This is a genomic window from Erythrobacter sp. GH1-10, assembly GCF_045363165.1.
Lineage (GTDB): Bacteria > Pseudomonadota > Alphaproteobacteria > Sphingomonadales > Sphingomonadaceae > Erythrobacter.
In genome coordinates this window covers 590,511-604,032 of record NZ_JBJFLP010000001.1, presented here as the reverse complement: position 1 = coordinate 604,032, position 13,522 = coordinate 590,511, and the positions used below count along the sequence as shown (strand labels likewise).

General features: G+C 63.7%; 11 protein-coding genes. 4 read left to right on the top strand and 7 right to left on the bottom strand.

The genetic code is table 11. The features are described from left to right. Complete coding sequence (locus ACI5KX_RS03040; RefSeq protein ID WP_406809201.1) at positions 1 to 2,307, bottom strand: CDC48 family AAA ATPase; 2,307 nt, start codon at positions 2,305 to 2,307, stop codon at positions 1 to 3. Between the two features lie 498 nt (positions 2,308 to 2,805). Here ACI5KX_RS03040 and ACI5KX_RS03035 point away from each other — a divergent pair, with 498 nt between their 5' ends. Genes ACI5KX_RS03035 through ACI5KX_RS03020 form a run of 4 tightly spaced genes read left to right on the top strand, consistent with a single transcriptional unit; the run spans position 2,806 to position 6,290 of the window. Next, entirely contained in the window at positions 2,806 to 3,528 is a 723-nt protein-coding gene (locus tag ACI5KX_RS03035; protein ID WP_406809200.1) for a CoA transferase subunit A, read from the top strand. Next, entirely contained in the window at positions 3,525 to 4,472 is a 948-nt protein-coding gene (locus ACI5KX_RS03030; RefSeq protein ID WP_406809199.1) for a hypothetical protein, read from the top strand. The genes ACI5KX_RS03035 and ACI5KX_RS03030 overlap by 4 nt, the downstream gene beginning before the upstream one ends. Then, positions 4,469 to 5,134 carry a CoA transferase subunit B gene (locus ACI5KX_RS03025; protein ID WP_406809198.1) on the top strand — a complete coding sequence of 222 codons (666 nt, stop codon included), beginning with the start codon at positions 4,469 to 4,471 and terminating at the stop codon, positions 5,132 to 5,134. Before ACI5KX_RS03030 ends, ACI5KX_RS03025 begins: the two co-directional genes overlap by 4 nt. 4 nt (positions 5,135 to 5,138) lie before the next feature. Beyond that, entirely contained in the window at positions 5,139 to 6,290 is a 1,152-nt protein-coding gene (locus tag ACI5KX_RS03020) for a CaiB/BaiF CoA transferase family protein (protein ID WP_406809197.1), read from the top strand. On the opposite strand, the gene ACI5KX_RS03015 is transcribed toward ACI5KX_RS03020, so the two are convergent. The 6 genes from ACI5KX_RS03015 to prfA form a co-directional block, all read right to left on the bottom strand. Next, positions 6,287 to 7,483 carry a DUF418 domain-containing protein gene (locus ACI5KX_RS03015; protein ID WP_406809196.1) on the bottom strand — a complete coding sequence of 399 codons (1,197 nt, stop codon included), beginning with the start codon at positions 7,481 to 7,483 and terminating at the stop codon, positions 6,287 to 6,289. The genes ACI5KX_RS03020 and ACI5KX_RS03015 overlap by 4 nt on opposite strands. A gap of 19 nt (positions 7,484 to 7,502) precedes the next feature. After that, the gene (gene metK / locus ACI5KX_RS03010; protein WP_406809195.1) at positions 7,503 to 8,744 is read right to left on the bottom strand and encodes a methionine adenosyltransferase; all 1,242 of its coding nucleotides are present in this window, start codon (positions 8,742 to 8,744) and stop codon (positions 7,503 to 7,505) included. Between the two features lie 81 nt (positions 8,745 to 8,825). Continuing rightward, positions 8,826 to 10,436 (bottom strand): apolipoprotein N-acyltransferase, encoded by a 1,611-nt coding sequence (lnt, locus tag ACI5KX_RS03005; RefSeq protein WP_406809194.1) that lies wholly within the window; start codon positions 10,434 to 10,436, stop codon positions 8,826 to 8,828. 45 nt (positions 10,437 to 10,481) lie between these two features. Next, positions 10,482 to 11,129 (bottom strand): DUF4167 domain-containing protein, encoded by a 648-nt coding sequence (locus ACI5KX_RS03000; RefSeq protein ID WP_406809193.1) that lies wholly within the window; start codon positions 11,127 to 11,129, stop codon positions 10,482 to 10,484. Between the two features lie 240 nt (positions 11,130 to 11,369). Beyond that, complete coding sequence (gene prmC, locus ACI5KX_RS02995) at positions 11,370 to 12,197, bottom strand: peptide chain release factor N(5)-glutamine methyltransferase (RefSeq protein WP_406809192.1); 828 nt, start codon at positions 12,195 to 12,197, stop codon at positions 11,370 to 11,372. A 123-nt stretch (positions 12,198 to 12,320) separates the two neighbouring features. Beyond that, entirely contained in the window at positions 12,321 to 13,388 is a 1,068-nt protein-coding gene (gene prfA / locus ACI5KX_RS02990) for a peptide chain release factor 1 (RefSeq protein ID WP_406809191.1), read from the bottom strand. Positions 13,389 to 13,522: the final 134 nt, after the last annotated feature.

Sequence of the window (13,522 nt, the reverse complement as noted above, 5' to 3'; positions counted from 1 at the left end):
TCAGTCGTGTTTGTTGGCGCGGGCCGGTTCGAGCGTTTCGGGGGCGAAGAATCCGATCGGATTGACCTCCGCCGCGCGCTTCTTCAGCTCTCCGCGCATCTTGCGATATTCGGCTTCCATCTTGGCGGTAACGGTCGCGCGCGAATCTTTCAGTGCTTCCTCGAAATCCACCGCGGCGACTTCGCTCACATCCCCGCCTAGCCTTCGCAAAGCACCGAGGCCCGCGCGGCGCACAACGTCTTCGAGGTCGGCACCGGTGAAGCGCTCGGTCTTTGCAGCGACGGAAGCCAGGTCGACGTCGTCCGCCAGCGGCATTTTCGAGGTGTGGATCTGCAGGATGTGTTCGCGGCCTGCCTTGTCGGGTGTCCCGACATAGACCAGCTCGTCGATCCGGCCCGGCCGTAGCAGTGCCGGATCGACGAGGTTGGGCCGGTTTGTCGCGCCGACCACCACCACCGATTGCAGCTCTTCAAGCCCGTCCATCTCGGCAAGGATCGTGTTGACCACCCGGCCGGTCACCTGCGGTTCGCCCTGCCCGCTGCCGCGCGCGGGGACAAGGCTGTCGATCTCGTCGATGAACAACACGCATGGCGCCACCGCGCGGGCGCGTGCGAACAGGCGCGCGATCTGCTGCTCGCTCTCGCCATACCATTTCGACAACAGGTCCGAGCTCTTCATCGAGATGAAGTTGGCTTCGGCTTCGCGGGCCGTGGCCTTGGCCAGCAGCGTCTTGCCGGTTCCGGGCGGTCCGTAGAGCAGGAAGCCCTTGGCCGGGCGGATACCCAGGCGGCGGAACGCGTCGGGATTCTTGAGCGGCAATTCGATGCCTTCCTTGAGCCGGTCGATGGCATCGCCGACGCCGCCGATATCGTCCCAGCCGACATCGGGCACCTGCACCATCACTTCGCGCATGGCCGAAGGCTGGATGCGCTTGAGTGCGGAAAGGAAATCGTCACGCGTGACGCAGAGTTCTTCGAGTACTTCGGGCGGTATCGTGCGCTCGTCGAGATCGAGCTTCGGCATGATGCGGCGGACCGCGTCGATCGCCGCCTCACGGGCGAGCGCGGCGATGTCGGCGCCCACGAAACCGTGGGTCACCTTCGCCAGTTCATCGAGATTCACCGCTTCTTCAAGCGGCATGCCGCGAGTGTGGATCGCGAGGATTTCGCGTCGGCCATGCTGGTCGGGCACGCCGATCACGATTTCACGGTCGAACCGGCCCGGGCGGCGCAGCGCTTCGTCGATCGCGTCGGGGCGGTTGGTCGCGGCGATGACCACGAGATTTGTGCGCGCTTCCAGCCCGTCCATCAGAGTGAGCAATTGCGCGACCAGCCGCTTTTCGGCCTCGCCCGGCACCTGCGTGCGTTTGGGCGCAATCGAGTCGATCTCGTCGATGAAAACGATGGCCGGTGCGACGCGGCTTGCCTCTTCGAAGACCTCGCGAAGGCGCTTTTCGCTTTCGCCGTACCCCGAACCCATGATCTCCGGACCATTGATGGTGAAGAATTCGGCGTCGGATTCGTTGGCGACCGCTTGGGCCAGGCGGGTCTTGCCGGTCCCCGGCGGGCCGTGAAGCAGGACACCTTTAGGCGGATCGACGCCCAGCCGGGTGAACAATTCGGGATAGCGCAGCGGCAGCTCGACCATCTCGCGCAGCTGCTGGATGGTGTCCTCCATCCCGCCGACGTCGTCGTAATTGACCACCGCACGGGCATCGCGCGGTTCCTCGAATTCGGTGCGAAGCTCGACCTCGGTGTTCTCGTCGATATGGACGATGCCCTTGGGAGCGGTCGAATGGACCGACAGGCGAATCTGCGTGAGAGCGTAGGCAGGAGCGCGCAACAGCTGGCGCACATCTGGTGGCATGTTCTGGACCGGCTGCTGGCCCGTGGTCGCAACCAGATCGCCTGCGACCAGCGGCTTGCGGAAGAAATTGCGCTTCAGCGCCTGGGTCGGGCCCTGCAATCGCATTTCGCGCTGCGCCGGGGCAAAGACGACGCGGGTGGCGGGGCGCGACTCGGCCACTGCGACCTCGACATGCTCGCCCGATCCCGCTTCGGCATTGCCACGCTGTAGCCCGTCCAGCCGAACGACTTCGAGCGTCTCGTCTTCGGGGTAGGCAGCCATCGCGATCGCCGCGGTCGTGCGCTTGCCGCGAATTTCGACCACGTCGCCTTCGGTGATCCCGAGTGTCTGGAATGCCGTGCGCGGCATGCGCGCGATGCCTTGCCCCGATTCCTCCTGCCGTGCGGGCGCAACCTGAAGGCGTGCGGTGCGGGCGGGAGCTTCGGTTTCGGCATCGGCCATGGGCGGGGTCCTCTCGGCTGATCGATTCGTTGATCGGGTCCGATTCAAGCTAGGGAGCAGGGCCTGCCAATGCAATCGACCGGGACGCCGCGGGAGACCAATCGCAAAGGGGATACCAGGCAAGAAAAAAGCCCGGCACGAAGGCCGGGCTTGAAAAGTCTGGGAGAGGATGCCTGAAAGGCACGATCATGTATGCGCAGGGCCATCCCATTTCGCAAGTGCGAAAGGCGCATTCTTTGTTGCATATAGCGCAATCTGAAAGCGCCATACCGTCATAATCATGTCACTTATTGCAATTCGGCTGCCTGAAATTTAGGCATTTGTATGTCCATTAGGCAAATATCAGCCGCCTTCATTGTGCATTGCACCAATTCTGTCGCTGGCGTCCGGCCAGCTTTCTGCAGGTGGTGACAGCGGCTGTCCTAGCCACTAATCAGTCGCCAGCGATCGGGTTCCCGACAGGCCCGACAAACTTGGCCCGAACATGCAGGTGGACTCATGAGCAAGCTTTTTCCCGATGCCGCCAGCGCGCTGGAAGGCGTGCTTCGAAACGACATGCTGATCGCGGCGGGCGGGTTTGGCCTGTGCGGCATTCCCGAACGGCTGCTCGACGCGATCCGCGACAGCGGAGTGACCGGCCTGACCTTTGCCAGCAATAATGCCGGAATCGACAACGAAGGGATCGGCAAGCTGCTGCGCACCAAGCAGGTGAAGAAGATGATCTCTTCCTATGTCGGCGAGAACAAGGAGTTCGAACGGCAATTCCTCTCCGGCGAGCTGGAGGTCGAGTTCTGTCCCCAGGGCACGCTGGCCGAGCGCATGCGCGCAGGGGGAGCCGGCATTCCGGGCTTCTACACCAAGACCGGGGTCGGCACGCAGGTGGCCGAGGGCAAGGAGCACAAGGAGTTTCCCGATCCCGATGGCGTGATATCGACCTACATCCTCGAACGCGGCATCTTCGCCGACCTGTCGATCGTTAAGGCATGGAAGGCTGATGAGACCGGCAATCTCGTGTTCCGAAAGACCGCGCGCAACTTCAACCTGCCCGCTGCAACTTGCGGCAAGGTTTGCGTGGTCGAAGTCGAAGAGATCGTCCCCGCAGGCGCGCTCGATCCCGATCAGATCCACTTGCCCGGCGTGTTCGTCAATCGCATGATCCTCGGCGCACCCTACGACAAGAAGATCGAATTCCGCACCACGAGGGAACGCGAGGCCGCGTGACGCCCTGCCGCGCCCTGACCCTGGTATTGCTGCCGCTTGCAGGCGCGGCGCTGCAAGGCTGCGTTGCGGCGGCAATCCCGCTGGTTGCGGGAGGAGCGATCGCGCGCACGGCCACGGATGACAAGCCGGGGCCGCGCGTCGAGGTTGCGACTACCGTGAATGCTGCGCCGGAAGCCCTATCCGAACCCGCCGCGCTCGCTTCCACAGACCTTGCCGAAACTGCGGGTGCTCCAGCCGCTGCCGAAACCGCATTCCCGGCGATGCAATCCCCGCGAGTTGCCGAATTCATCCGTTACTCCACCCAACGGGCCTTCCAGTTTTCGGAAGGTGCGCAGCCTCTCGAAACCGCGGTCCTGCGCGATCCCTCGGCGCTCGATGGCAAGCGCCTCTCGTGCGAGCCCGGCGACGAGCGCGATCCGGCGATCCTGATCGATCTCGACCCGGGACAGACAGTTTTTGCGGAAGGCTCGCCGCTTCCGGCCTCGGGTGCGGCGGCCTTGAGCCTCGAAGTCCTGCGTGCGGAAGGCGTCACCATCGCGTGGATTTCGGAAAACTCCGCAGCCGATGCCTACATCGTCCGCGACGCGCTCAAGCAATCGGGTCTCGACCCCGATGCCGAAGACACACTGCTGCTCATGCGCTACCCCGGGGATCGCAAGCAGACCCGACGCGAGGAATTCGCCGCCGAGACCTGCCTGATCGCGATCGCCGGCGATGAGCATCGGGATTTCGACGAGCTCTACGAATACCTGACGAACCGCGATGCGGCGCTCGAACTCGAACCACTTATGAACAACGGCTGGTTCCTGATCGGGGATGCACCGGTCGCCCAGCCAACTCCCGTACCCGAAGCAGAAACGGCGGCGACCGATGTGGCTGCTGCCGAACCATCACCGCCGGAGGTTCAAGGCCCTCCCGACATTCTAGAAGAGCAGGATCAATGACCGACCAAACACATGGATGGACCCGCGACCAGATGGCCGCCCGCGCCGCGCAGGAGCTCGAGGACGGATATTACGTCAATCTCGGCATCGGCATCCCGACGCTGGTCGCCAACCACATCCCCGAAGGCATGCTGGTGACGCTGCAGAGCGAGAACGGGATGCTTGGCATCGGCCCCTTCCCCTATGACGACGAGGTCGATCCCGATCTCATCAACGCGGGCAAGCAGACCATCAGCGAGCTGCCGCACAGCGCCTATTTCGACAGCGCAACCAGCTTCGCGATGATCCGCGGCGGACACATCGACCTGACCGTGTTGGGCGCGATGGAAGTCGCCGAGAACGGCGACATCGCCAACTGGATGATCCCGGGCAAGATGATCAAGGGCATGGGCGGCGCGATGGACCTTGTCGCCGGCGTGAAGAAGATCATCGTGGTCATGGACCACAACGCCAAGGACGGCTCGCCAAAGTTCATCCCCGAATGCACCCTCCCGCTTACCGGTGCGAACGTGGTCGATATGATCATCACCAACCTCGGCGTGTTCCATCGCAAGGACCATGACAGCCCGTTCCGCCTGATCGAACTGGCTCCCGGGGTGACCGAGGACGAAATCGCCGAAAAAACTACCGCCAAGTATGAAGTGGCGCTCGAGAACGCGTGACCCCATGTGGCTCGATCGCCCCCGTAACGAAAACGCCCCGCTTGCTGGATTGAAAGTCGTCGAGCTCGCGCGCGTGCTGGCCGGGCCGTGGGCGGGGCAGATCCTCGCCGATCTCGGCGCGGATGTGATCAAGGTCGAGAGCCCCGAAGGCGATGGAACAAGGGCCTGGGGACCGCCGTGGGTCGAGCGGACCGCGGCGGACGGGACAGTCCATCGCGAAGCCGCCTATTACCACGCGTGCAATCGCGGCAAGCACTCGATCGTCGCGGACTTCAACGATCCCGAAGACCTCGCCCGGGTGCGCGAACTGTGTACCGGGGCCGACGTCCTCATCGAGAACTTCAAGACGGGCGGGCTTGCAAAGTTCGGCCTCGATTACGCCGCAGTCTCGGCAGCCAATCCCCGGCTCGTCTATTGCTCGATCACTGGATTCGGCCAGACCGGCCCGCGTGCGCACGAGGCCGGATATGACTTCGTTGTGCAGGGCATGAGCGGGTTCATGTCGCTGACCGGTGAACCGGACGGCGTGCCGGTCAAGATGGGCATATCGATTTCCGACCTGTCGACCGGCGTCTATGCCGCTAATGGCATTCAGGCCGCGCTGCTCCAGCGCGAGCGCACCGGCAAGGGCCAGCAGGTCGACATCGGCCTGATGGACTGCTCGGTCGCGCTGCTGGCCAACCAGGCGACCTATTTCCTCACGACCGGCGAGAACCCGCCACGCATGGGCAATGCCCACGCCCAGGTCGCACCGTATGGCGTGTTCCCAGTGAGCGACGGACATGTCATCCTCGCCCCGGCGAACGACCGGCTGTTCGTCAAGCTTGCGAACCTGCTCGGACGCGAGGACCTGACCGAAGACGCGCGGTTCACGAGCAATGGCGGGCGCACCGAACACGCCGCCGTACTCGATGCCGAAATCGCCGAGGCGACGAAGGTCTGGACAAAGGCCGGCCTGCTTGCCGCCTGTCACGAGGCCGGGGTGCCATGCGGGCCGATCAACACGCTGGACGAGGTCTTTGCCGATCCGCAGGTCATCGCGCGAGGACTTCGAGTGGATCTGGGCGGGATGCCGGGCGTGCGCTCGCCCTTTACCTTCTCCGATGCCGAACTGGCGCTCGATCGCGCATCACCGATGCTGGGCGAGGACGGCTAGGACAACAACCGCGTCGCGCTGCGCCACATCCGCTCGAGAGGTCCCTGCCCGAACTTCGCAAGCCACGCCGGGGACCACGTCAGCATCGCAAGGATCGGCACGAACGAGAGCGCGAATGCGTGCGCGCGGCCGACTTCGCCGAACAGGCCAAAGCCCCAGCTGGCGAAGAGTGCGGCGAGGATAAAGCTCGTCATCAGGTAGTTGGTGAGCGCCAGCCGCCCCACGGCCGCGAGCAGTCGGGTGATCGCCCCACTTCCGCTGAAGAAGGCCATGGCCAGCGCGGCGTAGGCCAGCGCGAGCAGCAGGTCGAAGGGTGCGGACAGGATCAGCGAAACTGCACCGACCAAGGCCCCCGGAAAGCCGGCGCTCGATACCCACAGCGCGAGGCCGAACAGCGCCGGCAAGGCGATAATGGCGCATATCGCCGCCAGTCGCTGCATCCGGAAGGTTCGCCACTCGCGTGCCAGCAGTCGATCTTTCCATAGCGCCATGCCCAGCGCCATCGCCGCGAGGTTGATCGGGATCGACCCGGCGATGATGCGGAGCTGAGCCGGGATATCGCCTGCGCGGCGGATTGCCCGTTCGGCAAATCCCTCGCGCCCCAGTTCGAGCGCATATCGCACCGCAGGGCCGTCACTGCCGAAATTGCGCTCGGCAAACAGCGAGGCGTCGCTGCCCATGCGTCCAGCGTAGAAATCGACCACGGCTGCGCCCAGTGCGACCATTCCGCCGCCGACATGCACCGCGACAAATCCGATGGCCACGGCATAGAGAGCGCGATGCGAAAGCGGTGCAAGCAGCGGAAGAGCCAGTCCGGCAAGCGCATAAGCGCGGAGGATATCGTTGCTCGCCAGCAGGATCGAATGGGCCAGCCCGATCGCGAAAAGCACCGCCATACGCGCATAGTGCGCTCGCAATGGGCGTTCCGCTTCTTTCTCGAGCAGGATCAGGCAGCCCGCGCCGAACAGCATCGCGAACAGCGCGCGGAACTTGTCTTCAAAAAAGACAAAGCTCGCCGCCCATACCAGCCGGTCGGCCTCGGTCCCGCCGCCCCAGACGACCGGATTGTAATAGGCCTGCGACGGAAGCGCGAAGACGTAGACGTTCATCCACACGATACCGATCACCGCCAGCCCGCGCAGCGCGTCGAGCTGGATGATGCGGTTCGTTGTGGGCGAAGCGGGCGCTATCATCGACAGCGCCCTTAGCAGGTCAGGCCAGAGCTGCCTTCAGGTCTTCGACCAAATCCGTTTTCTCCCAGGGGAAGAAGTCGCCTTCGGCGGTGCGACCGAAATGGCCATAGGCCGCGCTCTTGCGGTAGATCGGCTTGTTAAGCCCGAGGTGCATGCGGATCGCACGCGGGGTGAGGCCGCCGAGCTTGTCGATCGAATTGATCGCCTTCTCGATCTCCGCATCATCGACCGTGCCGGTGCCGTGGGTATCGACATAGAGCGAAAGCGGTTCGGACACGCCGATGGCATAGGCAATCTGGATCGTGCAGCGCTTGGCGAGGCCCGCTGCCACGACGTTCTTGGCGAGATAACGGGTGATATAGGCTGCGCTGCGATCGACCTTCGTCGGGTCTTTGCCGCTGAATGCGCCGCCACCATGCGGAGCCGCGCCGCCATAGGTGTCGACGATGATCTTACGCCCGGTCAGGCCCGCGTCGCCATCGGGGCCTCCGATCACGAAACTGCCGGTGGGGTTGATGTGCCACTGGGTCTCGTCCGACAGGAACCCTTCGGGCAGGATGTCGGCGACGACACCCTTAACATACGCCTTCAGCTCGGCTTCCTTGTTACCCTTGTCGTAACCTTCGGCGTGCTGCGTACTGACCACCACTGCGGTGCATGCGACCGGCTTGCCGTCCTTGTAACGCAGCGTGACCTGGCTCTTGGCGTCGGGTTCGAGGAACGGGGCCTTGCCCGAGTGGCGATCTTCCGAAAGCTTTTCGAGGATCTTGTGGCTGTAATCGAGCGTGGCGGGCATCAGATCGGGAGTTTCGTCGCAGGCGAAGCCGAACATGATGCCCTGGTCGCCCGCACCTTCATCCTTGTTCGAACCGTCCGCACCCGCATCGACACCCTGTGCAATATGCGCCGACTGACCGTGAAGGTGGTTTTCGAACTGCAACGTCTTCCAATGGAAACCGTCCTGTTCGTAGCCGATGTCGCGCACTGTCGAGCGGACCGCCTGCTCGATCTCCTCCTTGGCGCCGGGCGCCCAGCCGCCATTGACCGCCCATTCCTCGTTGTTCTCGTCGTACATCGGAGCGCAGCGGATTTCACCCGACAGGATCACGCGCTGGGTCGTCGTCATGGTTTCGCAGGCGACGCGCGCTTCCGCATCCTTCGCCAGCATCAGGTCGACGATGGCGTCCGATATCTGGTCGGAAACCTTGTCCGGATGGCCTTCGGAAACGCTTTCGGAAGTGAAGAGATAATCGCTGCGCATGGGGGTTCCTTGGAGGATCGAATTGCGGACTACGGGTGCCTTATGCAGATATAAGGAAACCTTTATGTGTTGCGCGATGCCCTAGCCGCGCGGCTCTCGCAGTGCAAGCAATCTCGGGACGGCAACCCCGAGAAGAAGCAACACAGCAGCCCAGCCGAGCGGGAGCGCGTTGCCGAGCCGCGCGAACAGGGTGGGCGGCTTTGCTGCCGGGATGGTACCGCTGATCGCATCTGCCTTTCCCGAGGCGATGCTGGCACGCACGACCCCGTTGGCATCGATCACTGCGCTGATCCCGGTCGTCGTCGAGCGCAGCACCGGCAGGCCTTCTTCGATAGCGCGCATGCGCGCCTGGGCGAGATGCTGCGGCGGCCCCCACGTGCCAAACCAACCATCGTTGGAAGGATTGAAGATATAGTCGGGGCGATTGGCGGGATCCACGACCTGCCCGGAAAACACGATTTCGTAGCAGATCTGGATGCCCGCCCTGCCGTGCCTTCCGAGATCGAGTGTCTGCGGCCCCGGTCCGGAAACGTAGTCGATCGAACCGGCAACCAGCCGCGACAGGCCGAGCGGTTCGAGGATCGGGCGCATCGGCAGATATTCTCCATACGGCACGAGATGCGCCTTGGCGTAGTGCCCGGTGATATCGCCCGTCCCGTCGATGGCGAGCACCGAGTTGCGCGCGCTGACCACGCTTCTGATCCCGGCCTTCTCCTGGAAATCGAGATTGACGACCCCGGTCAGCAGAGTGGCATCCACGCCGATCACCGCCGCGATCCGGCGCCGGGCGAATTCCGGATCGCCGCCCGAGGTCATGCGGGTGTAGTACCGCTGCGGATATCCATCCTCGAGATAGTCGGGAACCGCGCTTTCGGGCCACAAGACAAGCCGCGAGCGTTCGCGCCCGGGAAGAGTCAGGTCCGCGATGCGCTCGAACTGTTCTTCGAATCTGGTCGGATCGTTGATCTCTTCCTGCGTGAGCAAAGGTTGGACGAGGGTGTAGTCGATGGTGGTTTGCCGATCGGGCTGAAAGTCCTCCCAAGGCACCACCATGCCCAGACCGAGCAGGGCGAAGGCACCGATCTGTAGGCCGCGATGCAATGCGCCCGCTCTCAACAGCAGCAGGGAGGAAAGGAGGACGACGAGACCGGAGAGTGCGTAAGTGCCCATCCACGGTAGCAGGACTGCAAGCCCCGGATGGTCCCAACCGCCGAGCACCATCAGCCCGAGCGGGGGCCAAGGGTATCCGGTGAACACCCACCCGCGCAGCCACTCGGCCACGATCCAGGCCCCCGCGAGGACAAATGCGAACCCGACCGCTCCCGATCTTCGCGAGAGGACATGCGCTGCGAGCGCCGCGAGCGCGGGATAGATCGCGAGATAGACGCACAGCAGCGGCACCGCGAGCCAGCCGAGGAATTCGGGCATCTTCGACTGGTAGGTAAAAGCGGTGGCGATCCAGTTGTTGGCGACGGTCAGGTGCGCCCAGCCGAACAGCCAGCCCTGCCACGCGGCGCTCCGCCAGCTCTTCGCCTCGCGCAGCAGCGCGATGAACGCCGCGAGTGCGGGGATCGCGATCCACCACACATGCAGGGGCGGATAACCGAACGCCGCGATCGCTCCGAGGAAAAGCGCGCTCAGGCCGGGCCGTGAGCGCGCTGTTTGAATCAGGTTTTCAATCCGGGCGCGCATTCGAGGCTGGTCGATACCGCTCAGATGCCGCCCGCCGGGAACCGATCAGCCGACCGCTTCCAGGCTGTCATCGCTATCCCGGTCCGTGCCGGCACTGATCGCCGGCGGAAGAACCGAAGAATCGATTTCCCCCGGACCGGTATCGTCGGCCTTCCCGTTGCGGGGCTTGCGACGCTTGGGCTTTTCTTCCGCTCCGTCGCTCGCTTCGTTCTTGGGCTTGCGACCACGCCGCTTGGGCTGCTTCGTGTCGTCCGAAGCGTCATCGGAAGCCCCCTTCGCGCCCTCGTGGTCCGAACCGCCGTCGTTCTGATTGTCGTCGCGACGCGCACGCGGCTTGCGAGCGCCGCCACGCTTGCTGTCGCCGCGCTTGTTGTCGCTGCGACGATCGTCATCGTTATCGTCGCTATCGTCACCGGATTGACCGCGATCGTCGCCGCGCTTGGCCCGCGCCTCTTCCTGGCGCGCCTTGTTGTCGGCGATCACACGGAAGTAATGATCGGCGAACTGCAGGTAGTATTCGGCCTGCACACGGTCGCCATTGTGCTGCGCGTCCTGGGCGAGCTTCTTGTACTTGTCGAGTAGCTGGGGCGCATTGCCGCGCGCCCGGCTGTCGATCCGGTTCAGCTGATTGCCGCCACCGCCCTGGTTGCGATTACCGCGTCCGCGGCGACGATTACTGCGATTGTTATTCAAGGAAATTCTTCCCTTTAACGACCCTGCGCAGCCGTTCCGGTTGCGCTTGTGGTCTGTAGACTACCGTCCTCGCGCCGCATATGCGGCACGCGCCCCGCACTGCCTGGCCGAGGAGGTGCCCTTACGGCCTTCTGACATCGAATTTGGAGCTCGGCCCAGCGATTTGCATCTGTGCGCAAATCAATGACCTGATTCGGAGGTAGCGAGCCGAATCGCATTTGCCAAGCCCTGCACGCGTTTTCATGCGCGGAAGATCACCGCGCGTGGCCGATTTGCAAGATCATGTCGCATTTCGACAGCAAATCCGGCCATTTCGGCGATTTCGCTCACAGATTCAGCCTGCGTCGCGCCGATTTCGATGATTGCGACCGGATTTTCGGTCATGAGCTTGCGTAATTGCGGGATCAGCACGCGATAGTCGTCAAGTCCCTCCGGGCCGGAAAAGAGCGCACCTGCGGGCTCGAATTCGCGCACATCGGGATCGAGCGGCGCATCGTCCTCCACATAGGGCGGATTGCACAGGATCAGGTCGAACCGGCCGAGATCGTCCGCCCAGCCCGGCTCGCTCCAATCGCGCTGGAGAAAACGCACGCGGTCCTCGCCGAGGCCGAGCGCTCGCGCATTCGATCCGGATACCCGGACCGCCGTTTCCGAGACATCGATCCCGACACCGCTTGCGTCATCCAGTTCGAGCAGCGCAGTGATCAACAAAGCGCCCGAACCGGTGCCGAGGTCGAGCACGCTCCGGGCGTGCGGTGCAATCTCGATCGCGGCCTCGATCAGAGTCTCGCTGTCGCCACGCGGAATAAGGATTCCCGGTCCGACTGCAAAGTCCCGTCCGTAAAACTCCTGCCGGCCGGTGATGTAAGCGATCGGTTCGTGCCGCTGCCTGCGGACCACGAGTGTATCGAATGTCTCGGGCACGGGGTCGCGCATCGCCCGCACCAGCATGTCCGAGCGACTCACGCCCAGCGCATGCGCCATCAGCAATTCGGCGTCGAGCCGGGCGGTGTCGCTGGTGGCGGAGAGGCGCTCCGCAGCGGCGCGGATCGCTTCGGCGACGGTCACCGCTTGAGACCCCGCTCGTGCCGAGTGTGTCGAAACATTGCCCTTTTCTTCGATAAGGAAGGGCAACCCTTGGACAGGCTCAGGACGAGCGGTGAAAAAGCTGAAACACTCACTCCGCCCCACTCACTCGCTCATCGCCACCAGGCGCTTGGCCTCGTCCTCGGAAGTCAGCGCATCGACCAGTTCGCCCAGTCCCGGCCCGGCGAGCACTTCTTCGAGCTTGTGCAGGGTCAGTCCAATGCGGTGATCGGTCACGCGGCCCTGCGGGAAATTGTAGGTGCGGATGCGCTCGCTGCGATCGCCGCTGCCGACCATCGCCTTGCGTGCGGCGGCCTCTTCACCTTCGGCCTCTTCGCGCATTGATTCGTAGAGCCGCGCGCGCAGCACCTGCATCGCCTTCACACGGTTCTTCTGCTGGCTGCGCTCGTCCTGGCACGTGACCACCAGCCCGCTCGGCAGGTGCGTGATCCGCACCGCGCTGTCGGTGGTGTTGACGTGCTGGCCGCCCGCCCCGCTCGCGCGATAGGTATCGATCTTGAGATCGTTCTGGTCGATCTGGACATCGACCTCGTCGGGCTCCGGCAACACCGCCACAGTTGCCGCCGATGTGTGGATGCGCCCCCCGCTCTCGGTTTCGGGAACGCGCTGGACGCGGTGGACTCCGCTTTCGAATTTGAGCTTGGCGAACACGCCGGAGCCGGTCACGTTGGCGATGATTTCCTTGAATCCGCCGACTTCGCTGGCGTTCATGCTGACCGGTTCGACTTTCCAGCCCTGCTCGGCGGCAAAACGCTCGTACATGCGGTAGAGATCGCCTGCGAACAGCGCCGCTTCGTCGCCGCCTGTCCCGGCGCGGATTTCGAGCATGGCGGGCTTGCTGTCGGCAGCATCGCGCGGGAGGAGAGCAACCGCGAGCGCGCGCTCCTTTTCGGGCAGCGCCCCGCGCAGCTGCTCCAGCTCCTCCTCCGCCATCGCCTTCATCTCGGGATCGGCGAGCATCTCCTCGAGCCCTTCGATTTCCTCGCGCATGGCCTTCACTTCTGAGGCGATCTTCGCGACCGGCTCAAGCTCGGCATAGTCGCGCGAGGCCTGAACGAATTCCTCGCCCTCGAGCGTGCCCGAAGCCATCCGCGCTTCGAGCTCTGCGAAGCGGTTGGTGATCTGGTCAAGGCGCTGGGCGGGGATTTGCACGTACGGTGTTCTCGATTGGGAAGTTGACGAAGTTGACAGTGTGTCAGGCGGGAATTTGCGGATTATCCGTTTGAATTATTTACGATTTCAGGTCCAAAAGCGAAGTTGACACTTTGCAAATTCGTTTTCGAATT

Coding starts and splice junctions, on each gene's coding strand:
- ACI5KX_RS03040 (WP_406809201.1), bottom strand. CDS start 2,307: ATGGCCGATGCCGAAACCGAAGCTCCCGCCCGCACCGCACGCCTTCAG.
- ACI5KX_RS03035 (WP_406809200.1), top strand. CDS start 2,806: ATGAGCAAGCTTTTTCCCGATGCCGCCAGCGCGCTGGAAGGCGTGCTT.
- ACI5KX_RS03025 (WP_406809198.1), top strand. CDS start 4,469: ATGACCGACCAAACACATGGATGGACCCGCGACCAGATGGCCGCCCGC.
- ACI5KX_RS03020 (WP_406809197.1), top strand. CDS start 5,139: ATGTGGCTCGATCGCCCCCGTAACGAAAACGCCCCGCTTGCTGGATTG.
- ACI5KX_RS03015 (WP_406809196.1), bottom strand. CDS start 7,483: ATGATAGCGCCCGCTTCGCCCACAACGAACCGCATCATCCAGCTCGAC.
- metK (WP_406809195.1), bottom strand. CDS start 8,744: ATGCGCAGCGATTATCTCTTCACTTCCGAAAGCGTTTCCGAAGGCCAT.
- lnt (WP_406809194.1), bottom strand. CDS start 10,436: ATGCGCGCCCGGATTGAAAACCTGATTCAAACAGCGCGCTCACGGCCC.